Here is a 21,083-nt window from a genome sequence, read left to right on the forward strand (position 1 = left end):
GCGGGGACGCCGGCCCAGGTCCGATTGAAAGAGACGAGTATGTCGAAGCGCCAGAGCGCCAAGTACAAAATCGACCGCCGGATGGGCGAGAACATCTGGGGTCGCCCGAAGTCGCCGATCAACTCGCGCGCCTACGGCCCCGGCCAGCACGGCCAGCGTCGCAAGTCCAAAGTTTCGGACTTCGGCCTGCAGCTGCGCGCCAAGCAAAAGCTGAAGGGCTACTACGGCAACCTGACCGAGAAGCAATTCTCGCGCACCTACACCGAAGCGGCCCGTCGCAAGGGCAACACCTCGGAAAACCTGATCGGCCTGCTGGAAGCCCGTCTGGACGCAGTCGTCTACCGCGCGAAGTTCGTGCCGACCGTGTTCGCGGCCCGTCAGTTCGTGAACCACGGCCACGTCCTGGTGAACGGCAAGCGCGTCAACATCGCCTCGTACCGCGTGAAGGTCGGCGACGTGGTCACCGTGCGCGAGCGTTCGCGCAACATGGCCCTGGTGCTGGAAGCCCTGCAGTCGGCGGAACGTGACACCCCGGACTACATCGAGGTCGATCCGAAGGCCATGAGCGCCAAGTTCATCCGCGTCCCGGAATTCGCCGAGGTCCCGTACCCGGTGAAGATGGAGCCGAACCTGGTTATCGAATTCTACGCGTCCTAATCGGCGCCGAAGACGATCTGCGAAGGCCCCGGAGCGATCCGGGGCCTTTTGCTTTTGGGCGATCTGTGGCCGAGTCCACGGATGAATCGTCGAGTAGTGCTTTTGGCGGGCCTGGGCCTGCTGGCCGGGTGCGCCACCGCGCCGACGGTCGTCACGCCGTCCGGGGCGTCTGCGCCCACGCATCCGGAGCTGGAGGCCGTCTACTCTGCGATCGCCGGGCGTGACGCGTTGACGATCCAGGTCGCCTCGAACGGCTGCACGCGGAAGGACGACTTTGCGTTCTACGTCGATCGCAAGGGGCTGGCGCCGACGGTGTCCTTCGCTCGTAAGCGCCTCGACCAATGCCGGTCGTTCGCGATGGGCAAGACGGAGCTGCGCTTCACCTGGGCCGAGCTTGGCCTGGAGCCGCGCGCGACGGTGTTCCTGCTCAATCCGGTGACCGCCTGGACCGGTCCAGGCGTCTAGCGCGTCAGGTGAAGCGCTCGATGATGTCGGGCGTCACACGCTTGGGGCGGCCGCTCGCGGCGTCGATCATGCACCACTCGGTGCGCGCCTGCGCGCACATGGCGCCGTCGGGGCCGTCGATCCGCACGAAGCGGTCGAAGCGCGGGCCCTCGGCGGTCTCGGCCACCCAGGTGCGGCCGACGGCCGTCTCGCCGGGCATCAGCGCGCGCCGATAGTCGATTTCGTGGCGCAGCACGATCCAGGCCCAGCGGGCCTGGTCCTCGGCCGGTTGCCGGGACGCCCAGTGCGAGGTCGCCATGTCTTGAATCCAGCGCACATAGACCACGTTGTTGACGTGGCCGTTGGCGTCGATATCCGACGCTGACGGCGTGAACTGGAGCGTGAAGACCTGGCGGCCGGGCGGCGGTTCGAGCAGACGGCTCACGCCGTCAGGACGCCCTGTTCCGTCAGCAGGGTCTTGAGTTCGCCCGACTGGAACATCTCGCGGACGATGTCGGCGCCGCCGACGAATTCGCCCTTCACGTAGAGCTGCGGGATGGTCGGCCAGTCCGAGAACGTCTTGATGCCGTCGCGCAGGTGCTCGCTCTGCAGCACGTCGACGCCGACGAAGTCCGCGCCGAGGTGGTCGAGGATCTGCACCACGACCGAGGAGAAGCCGCAGCGCGGTTCTTCCGGCGCGCCTTTCATGAACAGCACCACCGGATGGTCGGCCACTGCCTTGGCGATGAAGTCGTGGACGGGGTTGGCGGTCGCGGAGTCGGTCATGACTTGAGCCTTTGCGGCGAAGAATTCGTCCCAGAGCTAGGGAGCCCGAGCGCCGGGGTCAAGCGGCGGCGTCGTCAGGCGCGGCGCTGTGCGGCGATCTGGCCGAAACGGGCCATCTCGATCTGGGCGGCGACGCCGGTCGGCAGGTCCTTGTCGGTGACCGTGGCCATGCGGTCGACCATGTCGGCGCGGCCCGCCTCGAGCTGGATGGTCGCGAAGGCCGGCTCGGTCAGGGCGAAGGCCAGGCACAGCTCTTCGTAGGACCAGCCCGGCGTGTCGTGCAGGAAGCCGTAGACGTTGGCGCCGGCCGTGGGCTCGTGACGGCGCCCGCCCAGCAGCCCCCGGCGCATCGGCCGCTCGATCTCGCTGCGGGCCGAGGGCCCCGATTGCAGGCCGGTCGGGAAGGGATCGCAGCCGATCAGCGTCATGTTCGCGGCCGAGGCGTCGCGGATGCGGCGGCGCGTCTGCCAGTCCGACACCAGGTTGAAGCCGGTGGCCAGGACATCGAAGGTGTCGTTGGCGATGCATTTGTCGATCACCGGGCCCTCGCCGACCACGCCGATCTGCAGGCAGACGCCGGCGTTGCGCAGGTCGGCCAGATAGGTGAAGGCGTCCGAGGTCATGGTCTCGGCCGCCGTCTCGTCCAGCATCAGCAGGTCGAGATAGCCGGCGCGGGTGCGTTGGAGCGCGGCGCGGACATGGTCGGCGATGTCGCGGGCGGTGACGGCCCCGGCCGGATTGCCACGCAGGCGCCAGCCCAGGAAGATCAGTCGCCGCTCCACGACGCTGAGCGCTTCGCCCAGGCCCATGGCCAGGACGTCGGACCCCGCGGTCGCCTCGAAGCTGTTCACGCCGCTTTCCATCGCCGAGATGACGAGGCTGCGCCATGCGCCCGGTGAGCCCATGTTCGGCGCGTCCCGCAATAGCAGGCTGACGGCGGAAACCGCCTTTCCCGATGCGCCGAACGGACGGTAGCGCAAAGGGCGGGCCCTCCTAGGCCGGAACGGAGGTTTCGAGCGCCAGGGCGTGCAGTTCGCCGCCCACCTTGCCTTTCAGGGCCGTGTAGACGAGCTGGTGCTGCTTGACCCGCGACAGCCCGGCGAAGGCGGGCGAGACGATGCGCGCGCGATAGTGGTCGCCGTCGCCGGCCAGATCGTCGATGGCGATCTCGGCGTCCGGGAACGCTTCTCTCAGATTGGCTTCCAGGTCAGCGATGGACATGGGCATCGGGGGAACTCCACTCGGCGAATCTTTAGTGCGGCAGAAAGCTTAACAACCGCTGGATTGCCATATGGGTCCGCCGGGCGTCGCTCTCAGATCGCAGGCGCGATCTCGTCGTATCCGCGGTTCAGAAACTGCAGCAGGCAAAAGCCGTTGCCGAACGGATCGGCGAGCACGGCGATGCGGCCCCAGACGTGGGTGCGCGGCTCGGAATCCAGGGTGGCGCCGGCGGCCAGCGTCCGGGCGAGCGCGGCGTCCAGGTCATCGACCACGACGTCCAGATGCACCGGCGTCCAGTGGCGCACGTAGCGGCGCAGTTCGTCGCCGGCGCCGACCGATCCCTCAGGCTTTTCCAGCAGATAGATCCGCGCGGGCAGGCCCGACAGCTCGACCCCGCCGTCGCCGAAGCGGCGCGTCACAGTCAGTCCGAAGGCGGTGGTGTAGAAGGCCTCGGCCGTGGCCAGGTCGGGGACGTCGATGTTGACGAGCAGGTCCATCGACGTCCCCTCCGGCGTCAGTCGACGATCGCCGAGTAGATAAGGCTCTTCAGCTGGCCGCGGAAGTTGAAGGTGCCCGACGGCATCAGCTGGGTCATGAACACCACCGACAGCTCTTCCTTCGGATCGACCCAGAAGATGGTCGAGGCCGCGCCGCCCCAATAGTAGTCGCCGGCCCCCAGCGAGGCGGTCTCGACCTGGCCCTTGGTGGACGCGAAGCCCAGGCCGAAGCCGACGCCGTCGTTGGCCGTCTCGGAGAAGCTGCCCAGCGCCATGGTCGACAGGTCCTGGCCGCCCGGCAGGTGGTTCATGTGCATCATCTCGAGCGTGCGGGGGCCCAGGATGCGGGCGCCGTCGAGTTCGCCGCCGCGGCGGAGCATCTCGCAGAAGCGCATGTAGTCGTCGGTGGTGCCGGTCAGGCCGCCGCCGCCCGACATGAAGCCGGCCGGGCGCACATAGGCGCTGGTCGCGGGATCATCGATCAGCTTCAGCTTCTTGTCCGGGCCGCGCTGATAGTTGGCGCAGAAGCGGTCGGCCTTCTCCGGCGCGACCGAGAACGCGGTGTCCTTCATGCCTAGCGGGCCGAAGATCTCGTCCTGCAGGTACTGGTCGAACGGCTTGCCGGAGATCACCTCGACCAGCGCGCCGCAGACGTCGGTGGCCAGCGAGTACATCCAGCGCTCGCCGGGGTGGAACAGCAGCGGCACCTGCGCCAGCTTGTCGAGGAAGCCTTGCATGGTGTCTTCGCCGCCGAAGGTGCGGACCTTGAGGCCGCGATAGACCTTGTCGACCGGGTGCTGCACGCCGACGCCGGGCAGGCCGCCGCCATAGGTCAGGCCCGAGGTGTGGCTGAGCACGTCGCGGAACGACACCGGCCGGCGCGCCGGTTCGGTCACCAGGTCGTCGCCGTCGCCCGAGACATAGACGCGGTGGTCCTTCCAGGACGGCACGAAGCGGCTGATCGGGTCGTTGAGCTGGAAGTAGCCCTTTTCGTAGAGCGTCATCAGCGCGACCGAGGTGATCGGCTTGGTCATCGAGTAGATGCGGAAGATGGCGTCGTCGGCCATCGGCTTGCCGCGCTCCAGGTCCATGGACCCGTACGACTTGCGATAGGCCTGCTGGCCGCGCCGCGAAATCGCGATCTGGGCGCCCATGATCTTCTGCGGGCCGATGTAGTTGCGCTGCATGTGGTCGTCGATGCGCGCCAGGCGCTCGGCGTCCAGGCCCGTCCACTGAGATTGGGCGTCCATAAAAATCCTCCCGAAGAAATGGCGGTCGTTCTAATTGGCGGGCATCATGAGCGCGCCGGCGTACGGAAGCCAAGAAAAACCAACGGGGGAAGGGCGTGACCGAGGAGATCATCGAACCGGATCTGCCGATCTGCGATCCGCACCACCACCTCTGGGACTTCCCGAACGGCCGTTACCTGCTGGACGAGTTGCTGGCCGACCTCGGCTCCGGGCACAACGTCGAGAGCACGGTCTTCGTCGAGTGCGGGGCCATGTACAGCGCCGACGCCAGCCGGCTGATGTCGCCCGTCGGCGAGACCGAGTTCGTCAACGGCGTCGCCGCGATGTCGGCCAGCGGCCGGTATGGCCCGGTGCGGGCCTGCGTGGGAATCGTCGGGTTCGCTGACCTGACCGACGTCGACGTCGGCGCAGCGCTTGCCGGCCACATCCGGGCCGGCGGCGGGCGGTTCCGCGGCATCCGCCACACCGGCGCCTGGGACCCCAGCGACGACGTCCGCAACGGCCACTCCAATCCGCCGCAGGGCCTGTACGGACGCGAAGACTTTCGGCGCGGCTTCGCCCAGCTGGCGCCCAACGGCCTGTCGTTCGAGGCCTGGCAGTTTCACCCGCAGCTGCCGGAAGTCGCCGACCTCGCCGCCGCCTTTCCGGACACCACGATCGTGCTGGACCATGTCGGCGGGGTGCTGGGCATCGGCCCCTACGCCGGCCGCCGCGACGAGGAGTTCGCCCGCTGGAGGCGCGACATGGCGCTGGTGGCCCAGCAGGACAACGTGGTCGTCAAGCTGGGCGGTCTGGGCATGGCGATCTGCGGCTTCGAGTTCCACAAGCGCGAGACCCTTCCGTCCTCGGCTGAGCTGGCCGAAGCCTGGCGGCCCTACATCGACACTTGCATCGAGCTGTTCGGGCCGCGGCGGGCGATGTTCGAAAGCAACTTCCCCGTCGACCGGGTCAGTTGCGACTACGCCACCCTCTGGAACGCGTTGAAGCGGCTGGCGTCCGGCGCCAGCGCCGACGAGAAGGCGCTGCTGTTCCGCAACGTGGCGCGATCCACCTATCGACTGGACGAGGAGCACTGAGAATGCAGGCGTTGATGGCCCAGGCCGCCCAGATCGGCGAGCAGTTGAAGGCGCGCAAAGAGAAGGTCGCCGTGGCCGAAAGCTCCTCCGGCGGATTGATCAGCGCCGCGCTGCTCAGCGTGCCCGGCGCGTCAGCCTACTATCTCGGCGGCGGAGTGGTCTACACGCCCAAGGCCCGCGTCATGCTGATGGAGATCCCGCGAGAGGCGCTGGAGGGCATGCGCTCGGCCAGCGAGCCCTACGCCATGCTGCTGGCCCGCACCGTGCGCGAGCGGTTCGGCGCGACCTGGGGGCTGTCGGAGACCGGCGCGGCCGGGCCGACCGGCAACGGCTATGGCGACGCCGCCGGCCATACTTGCGTGGCGGTGTCGGGCCCGGTCGAGTTCGTAGCCACCATCGAGACCGGATCGGACGACCGCGTCGCCAACATGGAGGCGTTCGCGGCCGCCGCGCTCGAGCTGCTGGCCAAGGCCAGCGCCTAGCGCTCGCCGTCTTCCTTGGCCTTCGCCCCGCTCATCTCCGGGACATAGAGGCCGGTGGCGAACTTGGCCGCCCAACCTTCCGGGCGAAAGCGCGAGCCGAACTCCGCGCAGGGGTCAGGCTTGGGGATTGGCCGCGACTTGAGGCCCTCGGGCGTCATCGCCGCGGCGACCGCGTCGGCGAACGGTTCGGCGAACTGCAGCGCATCGCCGACCCGGCTCAGCGAGGGATCGTCCGTGCCGATGGCGGTGGCGCTGCGGCTCCAACTGACGGCCACGATCTGTCGCTCGCCTTGCAACATCTCCGCCTCCGCCGAGAGCGACCCGAGCGTTCCTGGCGCGCGCAGTCCCAGCGGGCCGGGAATGAAGAAACCCGCGGCCGCGGAGGCGACCGACGCGGCGCGGCCGGTCGGATCAACGCGGGTGATCGCCACGCGCACCCGGTTGGGCGCGGCCGGATCGATCTCGAAACGTTCGGAGAGCTCGAAGCAGAGCTGCGCGTCGAGCTCTCGTTGCAGCAGCACCCGCTCGCCGGGGGTGAGCCAGTCGCCAGGTCCGTGGAGAACGGTCGGCTCGATGGCGACCTGACGGACATCGGCCAGGATCGCCTCTTCGCGCTTCTGCTCGACCTTGGCGCGGACCGTATCGGTGCGCGGCGTCAGGCCGTCATAGCTGGAGAGGAAGCCCGAACGGGTCGGGGCGCTGGCGCAGGCGGCCAGCAGCAGGAACGGGGCGAGGGCGAGGAGGCGGGTCATGTTCCTACCTACGCGCGAGCCTCGAACCCGGATGCAACGATTTAGCGCCGATCGCGCCGGAATTAGCGCCGATCGCGCCGGAACTTGGCGGCGTCGGCGGCGAGCGACGAATAGACCGCCTCGTCCGGATCGGCTTCGGCCTGGAACGGCAGTTCGCCGGCCACGCCGCGCAGGGCGAGCCAGAGCTGCGGCGCGAAGTGGTCGAGCATCCGCAGCGGTCGGCGCTTGTCGTCGGTGACGTCCCAGCCCTCGGCCTCGAAGGCGATGACCTGATCGCGAGTCGGCTTGCGGTCGATCCGGTCCCAGCCCTCGGGGCGCGGCACGTCGTCGGCCTCGTCCTGGGTGATCCCGAACAGGCTGCGTGAGACCTCGTCGATCTCGGGATAGGTCGTGCGGGCGTCGGCGTCCGCATAGCGCGGCTGCATCAGCGCCTTGTCTTCAAGGTCGCGGATGCCGGGCAGGTCGATGAGGCGGCGGAGCGTCGACATCAGCCGCCCATATAGGCCGGCATCCAGCCCTCGTGCTCGCTGCGCAGCTTGGCGAGCGGCAGGGCGAACAGCCCCGCCACCGCGACGTCGTCGCCGCCGGCCTTGCCGATGACGCCGGCCTCGACGCCGGCCGCCTGGGCCGCGGCGAGGATCGGCGCGGCGTCCTTTACGGCGACCAGGTAGCGGGCCTGGTCCTCGCCGAACAGCAGCGCGTGAGCGGGGATCGAACCATCGGCTTGCAGCGTGAAGCCGACCTTCGAGGCCAGCGCCATCTCGGCTGCGGCCGCGATCAGGCCGCCGTCGGAAAGGTCATGGCAAACAGTGACTTGGTCCGAGAGAATCAGGCTCCGCACGAAGTCGCCGATCTTGCGTTCCAGCGCCAGGTCAACGGGCGGCGGCGCGCCGGCTTCCTGGCCCTGAACCTCGCGCAGGTACATCGAGGCGCCCAGCTCGCCGACGGTCGAACCGATCAGCACCAGGGCGTCGCCGTCCGTCATGCCGGCGAAGTCGGCGCGGTGCGCGTAGTCGGGGATCAGGCCGACGGCGCCGACGGTCGGGGTCGGCGGGATCGCTGCGCCGTTGGTCTCGTTGTAGAGCGAGACGTTGCCGCTCACGACCGGGAAGTCGAGGTCGCGGCAAGCCTCCGCCATGCCCTCGATGGCGCGCACGATCTGGCCCATGATCTCGGGGCGCTCGGGGTTGCCGAAGTTCAGGTTGTCGGTGATGGCGACCGGGTCCGCACCGACGGCGGTCAAGTTGCGCCAGGCTTCGGCCACGACCTGCTTGCCGCCCTCGAACGGGTCGGCCAGCACGTAGCGTGGGGTGCAGTCGGAGGTGACGGCCAGCGCCTTTTTGGTGCCGTGCACGCGCACGATGCCGGCGTCGGCGCCGGTGGCCGAGTCCTCGAGCGTGTCGGCCATCACGTGACGGTCGTACTGCTCCCAGAGCCAGCGCTTGGACGCCATGTCGGGGCTGCTCATCAACTTCAGCACCGCCTCGGCGTAGTCAGTCGGCGCGGCGACGTCGGCCGGCGTCAGGCGCGGCAACTGCGGCGAGGCGACCCACGGCCGGTCATACAGCGGGGCGTCGTCGAACAGCGGCGCCAGCGGCACGTCGCAGACCGTCTCGCCCTTGTGCTTCAGCACCAGGTGGCCGGTGTCGGTAGTGACGCCGATGATCGCGGCGTCCAGGCCCCACTTCTCGAAGATGGCGTGGCCGTCGCGCTCGCGGCCGGGCTTGAGGACCGCCAGCATGCGCTCCTGGCTTTCCGACAGCATCATCTCGTAGGCGGTCATGCCCTCTTCGCGCTGAGGCACGTTGTCGAGGGTCAGCTCGATGCCGACGCCGCCCTTGCCGGCCATTTCGACCGACGAGGAGGTCAGGCCCGCCGCGCCCATGTCCTGGATGGCGGCGACCGCGCCCGAGGCCATCAGCTCGAGGGTGGCCTCGATCAGCAGCTTTTCGGCGAAGGGGTCGCCGACCTGCACGGTCGGGCGCTTCTCGTCCGAGGCGTCGTCGAACTCGGCCGAGGCCATGGTCGCGCCGTGGATGCCGTCGCGGCCGGTCTTCGAGCCGAAGTAGACGACGCTGAAGCCGGCGGCCGGGGCGGCCGAGTAGAAGATCTTGTCGGCGTCGGCCAGGCCCACGCACATGGCGTTGACCAGGATGTTGCCGTCATAGCCGCGGTGGAAGTTGGTCTCGCCGGCGACGGTGGGCACGCCCACGCAGTTGCCGTAGCCGCCGATGCCGCTGACCACGCCCGACACCAGGCGCTTGGTCTTGGGGTGCGACGGGTCGCCGAAGCGCAGGGCGTTGAGCAGCGCCACCGGGCGCGCGCCCATGGTGAAGACGTCGCGCATGATGCCGCCGACCCCGGTCGCCGCGCCCTGATAGGGCTCGATGTAGGAGGGGTGGTTGTGGCTCTCCATCTTGAAGATGCAGGCCTGGCCGTCGCCGATGTCGATGACCCCGGCGTTCTCGCCCGGACCGCAGATCACGCGGGGCCCCGTGGTCGGGAACTTGACCAGGTGCTTCTTGCTCGACTTGTAGGAGCAGTGCTCGCTCCACATCACCGAAAACACGCCCAACTCGACCTCGTTGGGCTCGCGGTTCAGGCGTTGAAGGATGACGTCGAATTCTTCCGACTTCAGGCCGTACTCGGCGGCCGTTTCGCGAAGGGTCTTGCCAGGCTGAGCGCTCATGGGCGCGCATATAGCGGGACTCTGCCGCAAGGGGGAGGGGGGAGGGGCAAACTGCGGCGTTGGGCGCGACGTCGGCCTCAGTTCGCCAGCGTGTTCTTGTAGATTTTCCCGTCCTTCATGATCACCAGGAAGTTCCGAGCCGGATCGGCGACGAGGTTGAGGTTGGTCAGCGGGTCGCCGTCGACCAGGATCAGGTCGGCGTAGGCGCCCTGCTCCACGACGCCGAGCGCGCGCGGATAGGGGTTGCGGCGGCCCGACAGGCGCAGCAGTTCGGCGTTGGTCGAGGTGGCCATGATCAGCGCTTCGGCCGGCGTGTACCAGCGCGACAGGGAGGCCAGGATCGCGCCCTGCTGCTGGGCCAGCGCCTGGGAGAACAGCACGTCGGTGCCCCAGGCGGTCTTGAGCTTGTACTTGCGGGCCAGGCGGTAGGTGCGGTCGATGCCGGGCCAGACCTCGTCGGCACCCTCGCGCTGGACCGAGCCGACCGGGAAGCCCTCGCGCAGGGCCTCGGGCAGCGGTTGGAGGCTGAGCCAGACGCCCTTCTGGGCGATCAGCTGGGCGGTGGGCTCGCTCATCAGGAAGCCGTGCTCGATGACCTTCACCCCGGCGTCGATCGAGCGGCGGATGGATTCGTCCGAGAACGCGTGGGCGGAGACATAGGTGCCCCAGTTCTCGGCCGCCTCGACGGCGGCGCGCAGCTCCGGCTCGGTGAAGGCGGTGACGTCGACCGGGCTGAACGGCGAGGAGACCCCGCCGCCGGCCGTCACCTTGATCTGCGATGCGCCGTGCATGAGCTGCTCGCGCGCCCGCATGCGCATCTCGTCAGGACTGTCGGCGATGGCCGCGCCGCCGAGTTCCTCGACCCGGGTGAGCTGGCCGGCCCGGCGCGGCAGGTCGGTGAGCTGGCGGAAGTCGCCATGGCCGCTGGTGATGGTGATCATCGCACCGGACGGATAGATGCGCGGGCCGTCGATCACGCCCTGGTCGATGGCGTGCTTGAGGCTGAACGCCGGACCGCCGACGTCGCGCACGGTGGTGAAGCCGCGCAGCAGGGTGTCGTGGGCCTCGGCCCCGGCCAGAAGGTTGGAGTATCCGGCGTCGCCGGAGAGGATTTCGGCCGGGGTGCCCCGGATCAGCATGGCGTGCCAGTGGGCGTCGATCAGGCCGGGCATCAGGGTGCGGCCGCCTCCGGCGATCACGCGCGCGCCGGGGCCCGCGTCGATGGGGCCGGTCGATATCTGCGTGATGAGGTTGCCCGACACCAGGACGTTGGACGGGGCCGACAGAGTCCCGTGCTTGCCGTCGAACACGCGGACGTTCTGGAACAGGGTCGCCGTGCTCTCCGCGGCGGGCGGCGCCTGGTCGGCGCGGGCGCTCGGCGCGCCCGCCAGCGACAGAGCGGCGGCGCACAGCGCGCCCGCCCAGCTACGCGAGCCGCGGATCTTGCGGGTGGAAGTCATGGCGGAGCCCAATCCCCAGCACGCGTCGCGCGACCGCCCGACGCTCGTTCTCTCCCGCCTAGCTTGAGAACATCGGTATCCGGGGTTGGTTCCGTACTCGCCAGGTGAGGCCTGCAGGACGCAGGCGGCGCGCCATGAACGACCGCGTCCTGGCGATATCTTGCAAGTGACTCTTAGATGCAATACGCGGGCCTCATTCCAGTAACGAAGAACAGGGCGGGCGTCGCATGGCTTGGATGCATCCAGGGGTCGCAGGACGGGGCAGGTTGGCGCGCCCGGCGTCAGTGCTGGCGCTCGCCGCGGCGCTGATTCCGGCGGCCGCGGCCGCCGAGGACGCAGCCGCCGAGGACAAGACCCAGGTCGAGGCGATCGTGGTCTATGGGCGCGGCGCCACCGCGAACACGACGGCGACGGGGCTGAACCTCACGCCGCGTGAAACGCCGCAGTCGCTCAGCGTCATCACCCGCCAGCAGATCGAGGACCAGGGTGCGTCCAAGGTCGCCGACGTGCTGGCCTACACCACCGGCATCTCGCTGAAGGCCGTCGATCGCGGCCGCAACCAGCTCGCCGCGCGCGGCTTCGAGATCACCAACTTCCAGCTCGACGGCGTGCCGTTCGAGAACGGCAACATCGGCCTGGAGGAGACCAGCACCGCGATCTACGAGCGGGTCGAGGTCGTGCGCGGCGCGACCGGCCTGCTGCAAGGCGCCGGCGAGCCGTCCGCGTCGATCAACATGATCCGCAAGCACGCCGACGCCCGCGAGTTCTCGGGCGAACTGACCCTTGAGGTCGGTTCCTGGGACCACGTCTCGGGTATGGCCGACGTCACCGTGCCGATCACCCGTGACGGCTCGGTGCGCGGCCGTTTCGTCGCCCAGATCTACGACCAGGACTCGTTCGTCGATCTCGAAAGCTCCAAGGGCTACACGCTCTACGGCGTGATCGACGCCGACCTGGGCGAGGACACCCGTCTCAGCGTCGGCGTCAGCCAGCAGGTGGATGAGCGCAGCGGCGTGCTCTGGGGCCAGCTCCCGTACTGGAACACCGACGGCACGCGCACCAACTGGCCGACCTCGAAGACCAGCGCGGCGAAGTGGAACCAGTGGGACACCACCGAGCAGACGGCCTTCGTCACCGTCGAGCACCAGCTCAGCTCGCGTTGGTCGATCCGCGGCGACGTCAGCTATCACCGCCAGGACGAAGACTCGAAGCTGCTCTGGATTTTGGGCTCGATCGACCCCCAGACCGGGCAAGGCATGAGCGCTGAGCCCTACTGGTACAAGACCGCCCCCGAGCAGTGGAACGCCAGCCTGTCGATCAAGGGCGCCTACGACCTGTTCGGCCGTGAGCACGAGCTGATCGTCGGGGCGATGTACAACCGCCTGCTAAACGGCTGGAGCAACCAGGCCGCGGTGAGCGCGCTCCCCGATCCCGGCGATTTCCGGATCTGGGACGGCAGCTATCCCGAACCCGTCTGGGGCCCGCGCTACGACATGTCCGGCGTCGGCACGACCGAGCAGAGCGGCTTCTACGCCGCGACCCGGTTCCAGATCCTGGACAACCTGAAGCTCATCGCCGGCGGCCGCCTCTCCAACTGGAAGCGCGAAGAGGAGGTGGCGCAGTACACGCCCGTCGCCTTCACGCTGAAGGAAAGCAACGTCTTCACGCCCTATGTCGGCCTGATCTACGACTTCAACGACACCCTGTCGGCCTATGTCAGCTACACGAGCATCTTCGATCCGCAGAACTATCGCGATCGCGACGGCAAGTATCTCGACCCGCTGGAAGGCGACAACTACGAGGCCGGCCTGAAGGCGGACATGATGGGCGGCCTGCTGCGCGCCTCGGCCGCCATCTTCCGCGTCGAGCAGAACAACTTCCCGGTGGTCGACGACGGCTACTTCGTGCCGGGCACCATCGATCCGGCCTACCGCCCCGCCGAGGGCACGGTCTCCAAGGGCTACGAACTCGAGCTCGCCGGCCGCCCGCTGCCCGACTGGGACATCAGCGTTGGCTGGAGCCAGTTCACCGCCCGCGACGGCGACGGCGTGCACGTCCAGGCGCACCACCCGCGCAAGGTTCTGCGGCTCTCGACCAAGTACGAACTATCGGGCGCGCTGGACCGTCTGAGCGTCGGCGGCTCGCTGCGCTGGGAAAGCCGCCCGCCGCAGACCGCGAATAACCCGGGCACGGGCTTGAACGAAGCCGTCGGCCAGCCGTCCTACGTCGTCGCGAACCTGATGGCGCAGTACGACTTCACCGAACAGACGACGCTGCAGCTCAACGTCAACAACGTCTTCGACGAGACCTACTACAGCAACAACGCCTGGTTCGCCGGCTTCGTCTACGCCGAGCCGCGCAATGCTCAGCTGACCCTGCGCCACCGGTTCTGATCCGCCAGCCGGCCGCTGGCATCTCCAGCGGCCGGCGGCCTTGCGCGCGAGCGCCGGGCCAGTAGAACGGCGATATGCCCACCACGTCTTCGAACCCCGCCTACGACATCGCCCTGCGCGCCGCCGCGCCCGGCCGCTGGACCACCTTCGCCGCGCCCGAGTGGCGCAATCCCGGCGGCGGGCTCTGGGGCGGCTACGCGCTGGGCCTCTGCGTGCGGGCGCTGGAAGCCGAGCCGGAGGCGACCGGCGAGGTGCTGTCGATGACCCTGACCTACGCCGCCGGCCTGCCGTCGGGCGAGCTGGACGTGCGCACGCGCCGTCTGCGCCAGGGCGGATCGATCGGGGTGTGGGAGGTAGAGCTGCGGCCGCAAGGGGTCGAGGACGTCGGCGTCCACGGCATGATCACCATGGCGCGGCGGCCGCCCACGGCGCCGTTCGCCTTCGCGACCCTGCCGCAGGCGCCGTCGCCCGACGAACTGCCCAGCCCCGACCACCCGGCCGGGCCGCTGCACTTCGGCGCCTCGGCGTTCGAGCGGCGAACCCTGGACGGCTTCCCGCCCAAGCCGGGCGGCGACTCGCGGTCGCTGGCCTGGGTGCGGCCGCGCAACGGCGTCTGGGACAAGGCGCTGCTGGCGATGGTGACCGACAACTCCGCGCCGCGCGCGATGTACGCCCTCGACCGGGTGATGACGACGACCCTGTCGCTGACCGCCTATCTGCACGCCAGCGTCGAGCAGATCGCCGCCCTGGGCGACGACTTCATCCTCATCGAGTGCGAGGGCCGGGTCGGCGGCGGCGGGGCGTCGGACGAGCGCTCCAGCTACTGGTCGCGGGACGGGCGGCTGCTGGCCACCAGCGAGCAGCTGGCCTGGTATCGTCAGGCCCCGCCGCCCGTGCCCGAATAGCGGCCGTCGGGCGCTGGCGCGGGGCCGGTCAAATAGAAGTTGATGGTCGGCATTCAAAGGCTTGGCTAGACAGGTCGCCCCTTTCAAGCGGCGCTGCACAGGAGCCCCGATGACCGACGAAACCCGACCCGACCGCCAGCGCGGCTTCCTGGGGTTCGTCGAGCGCGCAGGCAATCTGCTGCCCGATCCGACGATCATCTTCGTCTATCTGATCTTCGCCCTGATGCTGCTGTCGGCGTTCGGCGCGGCGATGGGCTGGCAGGCCTCGCTGCCCTATTCGGGGGCCAAGGCGCCCGAGCACGCCGAGCTGGCGAACGGCGTCCTGACCTATCGCGCCGCCAGCCTGTTCTCGCAGGACAACATCGCCCGGCTCTTCGCCGACATGCCGCGCACCTTCGCCGGCTTCGCGCCGCTCGGCCTGGTGCTGACCATCATGCTGGGCGCGGCGGTGGCCGAGCGCTCGGGCATGTTCTCGGCCCTGATCCGCGCCTCGCTGGGCAACGCCCATAAGGCGCTGCTGACCCCGATCGTGGCGGTGATCGGCATGGTGTCGCACCACGCCTCCGATGCGGCCTATGTGGTGTTCATCCCGCTGGCGGCGATCACCTTCGCGGTGGCGGGCCGCCATCCGCTGGCCGGCCTGGCCGCGGCGTTCGCGGCGGTGTCCGGCGGCTATGCCGGCAACCTGATCCCCGGCCAGATCGACGTGCTGCTGCTGAGCTTCACCCAGGAGGCGGCCCGGATCGTGCAGCCGGACTGGACCATGAATCCGCTCGGCAACTGGTACTACATCTGCGCCATCGTCCTGCTGTTCACGCCGATCATCTGGTACCTGACCGACAAGGTGGTCGAGCCGCGGCTGGGCGTCTGGAACGGCGTCGTCGACGAGGAACTGCGCGCCGACCTGGATAAGGCGGGGCTGACTGCGGAAGAACGCAAGGGCCTGCGCTGGGCGGGCCTGGCCGCGCTGGCGGTGGTGGCGAGCTTCACCGCCCTGGCCCTCTGGCCCGGCTACACCCCGTTCATCGACCAGGACGCTGTCGGGCCGGCGCGCCTGCAGCCGCTCTACGCCTCGCTGATCGCCGGCTTCTTCCTGCTGTTCATCCTCAGCGGCATCGCCTTCGGCCGCGCGACCGGCACGGTGCGCTCCGCCAACGACGTCGTCGAGATGATGCAGCACGGCGTGCGCACCATGGCGCCGTACCTGGTGTTCGTGTTCTTCGCCGCGCACTTCGTGGCGATGTTCAACTGGTCGCGGATCGGGCCGATCGTCGCCATCAACGGCGCCGAGGCGCTGCAGGCCATGGCCCTGCCGCCGGCGGTGCTGCTGGTCTGCGTGCTGCTGCTGTCGTCGTTCCTGGACCTGTTCATCGGCTCGGCCTCGGCCAAGTGGAGCGCGCTGTCGCCGGTGGTGGTGCCGATGTTCATGCTGCTGGGCGTCAGCCCGGAGATGACCACCGCCGCCTATCGGATGGGCGACAGCTACACCAACATCATGACCCCGCTGATGAGCTACTTCCCGCTGATCCTGGCGTTCGGCCAGCGCTGGGACCGGGGCATGGGCGTGGGCTCGCTGCTGGCCCTGATGCTGCCCTATGCGCTCTGCTTCATGGCCGCCGGCATCGCCATGACCGTCGGCTGGGTGCTGCTGGACCTGCCGCTGGGGCCGGGGGCCCAGGTGCACTATCCGGGCGCCGCCGCCGCGAACTGATCACAACAAGACGGCAAAGGGAGAAGACGCGCATGTCGGACAAGGTCGAGGTCGAGAACCCCAACAGCCCTGGCCGCACCACGCGCGTCGACGCCGCCAAGTACGGAGCGATGAAGACCGCCCTGCTGGCGGCGCTGCCGGGCGAGGCGCCCGGCCTGACCGTTGCGGCGGCCAAGGCCGCCCTGCTGCCCCAGCTGCCAGACGACCTGTTCCCGGGCGGGGACAAGGCCGGCTGGTGGCTGAAGTGCGTGCAACTGGACCTTGAGGCCAAGCGCGTGATCGCTCGCGCGCCTGGCTCGCCGGTCCGGCTCTACCGCGTCTAGTTGAGGCGCACCTCGGCGGTCTTGTCGGCGAAGTCCTTCTTCGGGTCGGCGCCGAGCAGCATTTTCACGCCGGCGAACAGGCTGTTTTCGTTCAGCCAGATCTGCGCACGCTCGGGTTCGAAGCGCAGCAGCAACAGCTTGGGGTCGGTCTTGCCGCCCTCGAACCAGGCCGCGACCCACTTGTTCCAGAGCCGGTCGATCGTCGCCGGGTCGTTGTCGACGACCAGGTCGCCGTGCAGGGTCGCGAACAGGTCGTGGCCCTTGTCGATGTAGTGGGCGACCGCCTCGTGTCGCGCGCCGAGCGCGTGGGCCAGATCGGTGTCGCGCGAGGTGAAGAACCAGATCGCGCGGGTATCGTCGCCGTCGAACTGGGCCGTCATCGGCTGTCCGTGACCTTCGTCGACGCCGGCCAGGCCGAGCATCAGGGTCTTGTCGGACTTCAGGGACTTCCAGAGCTTTTCGCGCAGGTCGGCGGGGTTGGTCATGGCGTTCCTCCTGGGGATGGCTGAGGCAGCAAGGAACGAGGACCCGGCGCGGTTGTTCCAGCCGTAGCCATGGGCGGCGGGCGCAAACCGTGCTCTTAAGGGGAAAACAAAGTCGATCAGGAGGAAGCCATGCCCAAGCTCTATTCGGGCGATCTCAGCCCCTATTCCGCCCGCGTGCGGATGCAGATCTACGCCAAGGGGATCACCGACATCGAGTTGGAACGGCCGGCCGACTTCGGCATGCCCTCGTTCCGCAAGCGCCTGCCGATCGGCCGCATTCCGGTGCTGGATATCGACGGCGACCTGATGCCGGAATCCGACGTCATCGCCGAGTACATCGAGGAGGTTTATCCGCAGCCGTCGCTGCTGGGCGCGACCCCGCGTGAGACCGCGCACATCCGCACCCTGGCGCGCATCGGCGACGTCTACCTGATGAACAACATGTTCATGCTCGGCCCGCAGTCGCGGGCGGAGAGCCGCGACCAGGGGATCGTCGACCTGCTGGGAGGCCAGGTGGTCCGCAACGTCAAGGCGCTGGACAAGATGATCGGGACCGACGGCTACGCTTTCGGAGCGCGGCTGACCCTTGCCGATTGCGCGCTGGTGCCGGCCCTCTTCCTGATCGAGAACGTGCTGCCGGGGACCGGGGTCGAGAACCCGGTGCCGAAGGCGCCCAACGTCGCGGCCTGGTGGGCGGCGATCCAGACCAACGAGCACGCCGCCAAGGTGCTGGCCGAATTGCACCGCGGCCTGGAGGAGCGCCGCGAGCTGATCCGCAGCGGCGCCTTCGCCAAGATGATGGCCGCGGCCAAGGCGGCGATGGACGCCGCCGACGCCTAGAACCGACCCGACACCTGGACCCCGATGGCGCGCGAGCCCTCGGGGCCGCCGTCGGACAGCCGCTCCTCGACCCGGTCTATCTGGTCGCCGGCCCGCGAGCCGAGGAAATAGGTCCGCGTCCGCTCCTCGGACGAGGAGAGGATGTTGTTGACGTAGAGCTTCAGGGTCACCGGCTTGATCAGCGTGGTCTCGAAGAAGACGTCGATCCGCGGCTTGGGCCGGACATAGCTGATGATCTCGGCCCGGCGATACTCCTCGCGCTCGGCCCACTGCACGGCGGCGACGCCCCAGGCCGACGAGATCGCCGGCAGGTTCTGACGGAAATTGACGACGTAGGCCCAGTCCTTGTTGCCGGCGTTCAGCACCGGCGCGCCCGAGGCGGTGCCCTGGCGCTCCAGCGGCACGGAAAACGAGCGCTTCTGGCCGGTGATCGGGTCGGTGACGCGGGTCTGCTGGTAGAGGCCGTTGAACCGCAACTCGGCGCCGGCCAGGCCGAGTTGGTCCAGCGGCACGGTCCCGCGGACCTCGGCTCCGACCCGCGTGCCGTCGCCGATGTTGCCATAGGCGTCGAAGCCGCCGATCTCGACCAGGTCGTGGACGTCCTGCACCGCATCGGCGAAGGCCGCCAGGGTGACCGCCGCGCGCTTGCCGAAGCGGCCCTCCCACTCGACCCGCGACTTCCAGGCCGATTCCGGGACCAGGTTCGGATTGCCCTGGATGGTCGACGAATTCACGAAATCGATGGTGCTGCTGAACTCTGCGAAGTCGAGCTGGGAGACGTCGCGCACCAGGCTGAAGCGGACCGTATGGTCGGGGGTGAGCACATAGGTGGCGTTCAAGCGCGGTTTGACGAAGTTGAACTCGCGCTCCTGCTCCTGGTCGCCGGTCTGCGAGATGCGCGAGAACTCGACATTGACCCCGCCCTCCAGCGTCAGCTTTTCGGACGCCGACCACATGTCGGTGACGAACACCTCGCCGCGGACCTCCTCGACCCGAGCGTCGGCGACGGGCAGGGGCACGCGCACCGGCGTCCCGCCGCGCGGCTGGTTGACGATGTCGAGCGTCGTGTCGCGGAAATTGAAGGCGCCTTCGCCCCCGAACTCCAGGGCGTGACGGGAGATGGCGTTCCACTTCACCACGCCGCGGGCGATGCGCTCGCCGCCGCTGGTCGTGCGGTCCTGGGTGCGGATCAGGTAGGCCGCCGGCGCGGTGAAGATGTCGTAGACGTCCTGCTGCACGACGCTGGACTGCGAGATCAGCCCGATCAGCTTGACCGACAGGGCCTGCGAAAAGCGGTGCTCCCAGTCGCCGCCGACCTCGGCCGTGTAGTTGTCGTCGTACTCGGTGCGCCCGACCAGGCTGCTGCGCAGGGCGGTGGTGGCGATGGCTTCGTACTGGACGGTGTCGGTCTTGTTCCAGGCCGGCACATACTGAGCGTTGAGGTTGACCACGTCCTGCGAGTTGGGCCGCCAGCGCAGATGGGCCGAACCCTGCAGGCTGACATTGGTCGACTGGCCGATCTGGTAGCGGGCCCCGGTCAGGTCGCCGGCATTGTTGTAGAGCAGGTCGCGGATCTCGCCGCGGCCCAGGATGTTGGGCGTCTGCACGTCCATCGACAGGTCGGCGGTGTCGGAGAGGGCCATCGAGCGCGAGGCCTGCAGCGTCCAGCCGACGCGCTCGGAGTACTGGATCTGGCGCAGGCCGGCGACGAAGGTGGTCGAGGGCTTGCGCGCCGCCGACTGGTTGATGACCAGGTTGACCACCTGGGTCTGGCCGCTGACGTCGGACGAGGCGTTGGTCGCCGACATCACCTCGACGCGGACGACGTCGCCGGCCGGGATCCGCTTGAGGATTTCCGAGGCCGCGGTCTTGGAGCTGGGGCGCTCGCCGTTGATCAGCAGGTTGCCGGACGAGCCGCCGAAGCCGCGGCGGTCGTCGCCGTCGCGCAGCTCGAAGCCGGGCGTGCGGGCGACCATGTCGGCGGCGGTGACGGGATTGTACTGGGCGAAGAAGGCGGCCGGGAACGTCGCGGTTCCATCGTCGGCCTTGGCCGGCTGCGCCATCGCCGGACCGGCCAGCAGCCAACCCAGCGCGACAAGCGAGGCCGCGCCCAGATGGGCGCGCCCGCGTCGAATTCCCCCCATGACTCCCCCGTCGTGTTCTTTTTCGTTCTTCTAGTCTTTGAACCACACCAACTGGTGCGAGACCGCAAGCAGCGACTTGGCGTCGGACCACAATTCGACGCTCTGGTCGTGGAAGCCATGGCGCGCGGCGCGCGGTTGCGCCTGCCCCAGGATCGGGCGCACGTCCTGCGCCGCCAGTTCGTCCGGCGCGGCCAGGAAGTAGGTCGACAGGCTGACGGTCGCAGCCGGCGCGCGCACGCCGCGCATCAGGAAGACCCGCGGCGCGAAGGCGTCCGCCATCGAGGCGAGCGCCAGATAGTCGAGCGGCCGGGCCTGGCGATCGCGCAGCCAGGCGTGGGTGAGGCCGGTCTCGGACGCGACATCGAGGCTCGGCGCGCCATGGTCGAAACGCATCTCGTACTGCGAGAACCAGGCGGTCAGCGCCTGGCTTGCGAACACCGGCACGTCGGCCGCGTCGCGGGCGGCGGGCGGCTGCGAGGGCTGGGCGTTCCAGGTGTCGCGCTCGGGGCCGGTGACCAGGGTGGCGTTGGCCGCCATCTGCCCGGCCTGTTCCAGGCGCACGCTCCAGTGCTGGGTCGACTTGCCGTCGCGTTCCAGCACGACCTTCAGCACGAACGGCTCGGGCGTGACGGCGGCGCAGAAGTTGACGGTCTGGGCCAGCGGCCGGCCGCGCATCGCGGGATGCTCGAGCACGCCCTTCATCAGCGTCGCGGCGGTGACGCCGCCGAACGGTCCGGCCATGTTCCAGTAGAGCTGGCTGGGAACGCCCTCGTAGACTCCTTCGGCGATGGTTCTGAGGGTCAGCGCCTCATCGAACGGATGGGCGGCGGCTTCGGCCAAAATGGTGGCGGCGGTCATCGAAATCTTCCGGTCGGCAATCTGCATGATGGTCAACATCTATCTGCATGAAGTCAATCATTCAGATTCATGAGGAAAATCATGCATGACTGTTGCCAATGCGCAGATTG

Annotated in this window: 22 protein-coding genes; 9 read left to right on the forward strand and 13 right to left on the reverse strand. The window is 68.8% G+C overall.

Going from position 1 to position 21,083, the window contains the following annotated elements; translation table 11 throughout:
- Positions 1–39 precede the first annotated feature (39 nt).
- Positions 40–657 carry a 30S ribosomal protein S4 gene (gene rpsD / locus AC1Q87_RS15705; protein WP_492609852.1) on the forward strand — a complete coding sequence of 206 codons (618 nt, stop codon included), beginning with the start codon at positions 40–42 and terminating at the stop codon, positions 655–657.
- Between the two features lie 81 nt (positions 658–738).
- Positions 739–1,122, forward strand: a complete 384-nt coding sequence (locus AC1Q87_RS15710; protein ID WP_492609853.1) for a hypothetical protein — start codon at positions 739–741, stop codon at positions 1,120–1,122.
- A gap of 4 nt (positions 1,123–1,126) precedes the next feature.
- Here the strand turns inward: AC1Q87_RS15710 and AC1Q87_RS15715 are convergent, their stop codons facing one another.
- The 6 genes from AC1Q87_RS15715 to AC1Q87_RS15740 all read right to left on the reverse strand — a co-directional run bounded on the left by AC1Q87_RS15715 (position 1,127) and on the right by AC1Q87_RS15740 (position 4,855).
- Positions 1,127–1,546: an acyl-CoA thioesterase gene (locus AC1Q87_RS15715; protein ID WP_492609854.1), complete on the reverse strand. Its 420-nt coding sequence runs from the start codon at positions 1,544–1,546 to the stop codon at positions 1,127–1,129.
- Positions 1,543–1,887 (reverse strand): Grx4 family monothiol glutaredoxin, encoded by a 345-nt coding sequence (gene grxD / locus AC1Q87_RS15720; protein ID WP_492609855.1) that lies wholly within the window; start codon positions 1,885–1,887, stop codon positions 1,543–1,545. The genes AC1Q87_RS15715 and grxD overlap by 4 nt, the downstream gene beginning before the upstream one ends.
- Positions 1,888–1,961: 74 nt before the next feature.
- On the reverse strand, positions 1,962–2,792 hold the full coding sequence (locus tag AC1Q87_RS15725) for an aldo/keto reductase (RefSeq protein WP_492609856.1): 831 nt from the start codon (positions 2,790–2,792) through the stop codon (positions 1,962–1,964).
- Positions 2,793–2,880: 88 nt separating this feature from the next.
- On the reverse strand, positions 2,881–3,114 hold the full coding sequence (locus AC1Q87_RS15730; RefSeq protein ID WP_183773527.1) for a BolA family protein: 234 nt from the start codon (positions 3,112–3,114) through the stop codon (positions 2,881–2,883).
- 86 nt (positions 3,115–3,200) lie between these two features.
- A complete protein-coding gene (locus tag AC1Q87_RS15735) occupies positions 3,201–3,605 on the reverse strand; it encodes a VOC family protein (RefSeq protein ID WP_492609857.1) in 405 nt (134 codons plus the stop codon).
- Between the two features lie 17 nt (positions 3,606–3,622).
- Positions 3,623–4,855 (reverse strand): serine hydrolase domain-containing protein, encoded by a 1,233-nt coding sequence (locus tag AC1Q87_RS15740; RefSeq protein WP_492609858.1) that lies wholly within the window; start codon positions 4,853–4,855, stop codon positions 3,623–3,625.
- Between the two features lie 95 nt (positions 4,856–4,950).
- Between AC1Q87_RS15740 and AC1Q87_RS15745 the strand changes: the two genes are divergently transcribed.
- Together AC1Q87_RS15745 and AC1Q87_RS15750 are read left to right on the forward strand one after the other, a co-directional pair.
- Positions 4,951–5,931, forward strand: coding sequence for an amidohydrolase family protein (locus tag AC1Q87_RS15745; protein ID WP_492609859.1), 981 nt, complete (start codon positions 4,951–4,953; stop codon positions 5,929–5,931).
- A gap of 2 nt (positions 5,932–5,933) precedes the next feature.
- Positions 5,934–6,413 carry a CinA family protein gene (locus AC1Q87_RS15750; RefSeq protein ID WP_492609860.1) on the forward strand — a complete coding sequence of 160 codons (480 nt, stop codon included), beginning with the start codon at positions 5,934–5,936 and terminating at the stop codon, positions 6,411–6,413.
- Here the strand turns inward: AC1Q87_RS15750 and AC1Q87_RS15755 are convergent.
- The 4 genes from AC1Q87_RS15755 to AC1Q87_RS15770 form a co-directional block, all read right to left on the reverse strand.
- Positions 6,410–7,165, reverse strand: coding sequence for a DUF3313 domain-containing protein (locus AC1Q87_RS15755; RefSeq protein ID WP_492609861.1), 756 nt, complete (start codon positions 7,163–7,165; stop codon positions 6,410–6,412). The genes AC1Q87_RS15750 and AC1Q87_RS15755 overlap by 4 nt on opposite strands.
- Positions 7,166–7,227: 62 nt before the next feature.
- Entirely contained in the window at positions 7,228–7,653 is a 426-nt protein-coding gene (locus AC1Q87_RS15760; protein ID WP_492609862.1) for a hypothetical protein, read from the reverse strand.
- Complete coding sequence (gene purL, locus AC1Q87_RS15765; protein ID WP_492609863.1) at positions 7,653–9,854, reverse strand: phosphoribosylformylglycinamidine synthase subunit PurL; 2,202 nt, start codon at positions 9,852–9,854, stop codon at positions 7,653–7,655. Before purL ends, AC1Q87_RS15760 begins: the two co-directional genes overlap by 1 nt.
- A 77-nt stretch (positions 9,855–9,931) precedes the next feature.
- Positions 9,932–11,314 (reverse strand): metal-dependent hydrolase family protein, encoded by a 1,383-nt coding sequence (locus tag AC1Q87_RS15770; RefSeq protein ID WP_492609864.1) that lies wholly within the window; start codon positions 11,312–11,314, stop codon positions 9,932–9,934.
- Positions 11,315–11,580: 266 nt separating this feature from the next.
- Here AC1Q87_RS15770 and AC1Q87_RS15775 point away from each other — a divergent pair, with 266 nt between their 5' ends.
- The 4 genes from AC1Q87_RS15775 (at position 11,581) to AC1Q87_RS15790 (ending at position 16,646) form a co-directional block, all read left to right on the forward strand.
- Positions 11,581–13,707 carry a TonB-dependent siderophore receptor gene (locus AC1Q87_RS15775; RefSeq protein WP_492609865.1) on the forward strand — a complete coding sequence of 709 codons (2,127 nt, stop codon included), beginning with the start codon at positions 11,581–11,583 and terminating at the stop codon, positions 13,705–13,707.
- 74 nt (positions 13,708–13,781) lie between these two features.
- Entirely contained in the window at positions 13,782–14,612 is an 831-nt protein-coding gene (locus AC1Q87_RS15780; protein ID WP_492609866.1) for a thioesterase family protein, read from the forward strand.
- Between the two features lie 109 nt (positions 14,613–14,721).
- Entirely contained in the window at positions 14,722–16,323 is a 1,602-nt protein-coding gene (locus AC1Q87_RS15785) for an AbgT family transporter (RefSeq protein WP_492609867.1), read from the forward strand.
- A gap of 32 nt (positions 16,324–16,355) precedes the next feature.
- Positions 16,356–16,646: a DUF6958 family protein gene (locus tag AC1Q87_RS15790; protein WP_492609868.1), complete on the forward strand. Its 291-nt coding sequence runs from the start codon at positions 16,356–16,358 to the stop codon at positions 16,644–16,646.
- On the opposite strand, the gene AC1Q87_RS15795 is transcribed toward AC1Q87_RS15790, so the two are convergent.
- Entirely contained in the window at positions 16,643–17,131 is a 489-nt protein-coding gene (locus AC1Q87_RS15795; RefSeq protein ID WP_492609869.1) for a pyridoxamine 5'-phosphate oxidase family protein, read from the reverse strand. The two genes, AC1Q87_RS15790 and AC1Q87_RS15795, sit on opposite strands and share 4 nt — an antisense overlap.
- Positions 17,132–17,260: 129 nt before the next feature.
- Here AC1Q87_RS15795 and AC1Q87_RS15800 point away from each other — a divergent pair, with 129 nt between their 5' ends.
- A complete protein-coding gene (locus AC1Q87_RS15800; RefSeq protein ID WP_492609870.1) occupies positions 17,261–17,971 on the forward strand; it encodes a glutathione S-transferase family protein in 711 nt (236 codons plus the stop codon).
- Here the strand turns inward: AC1Q87_RS15800 and AC1Q87_RS15805 are convergent.
- Positions 17,968–20,115 (reverse strand): TonB-dependent receptor plug domain-containing protein, encoded by a 2,148-nt coding sequence (locus AC1Q87_RS15805; protein WP_492609871.1) that lies wholly within the window; start codon positions 20,113–20,115, stop codon positions 17,968–17,970. The genes AC1Q87_RS15800 and AC1Q87_RS15805 overlap by 4 nt on opposite strands.
- 30 nt (positions 20,116–20,145) lie before the next feature.
- Entirely contained in the window at positions 20,146–21,000 is an 855-nt protein-coding gene (locus AC1Q87_RS15810) for an acyl-CoA thioesterase (protein ID WP_492609872.1), read from the reverse strand.
- Between the last annotated feature and the right edge of the window lie 83 nt (positions 21,001–21,083).

It is taken from the genome of Phenylobacterium sp. GW823-FHT02A09, from assembly GCF_058797775.1.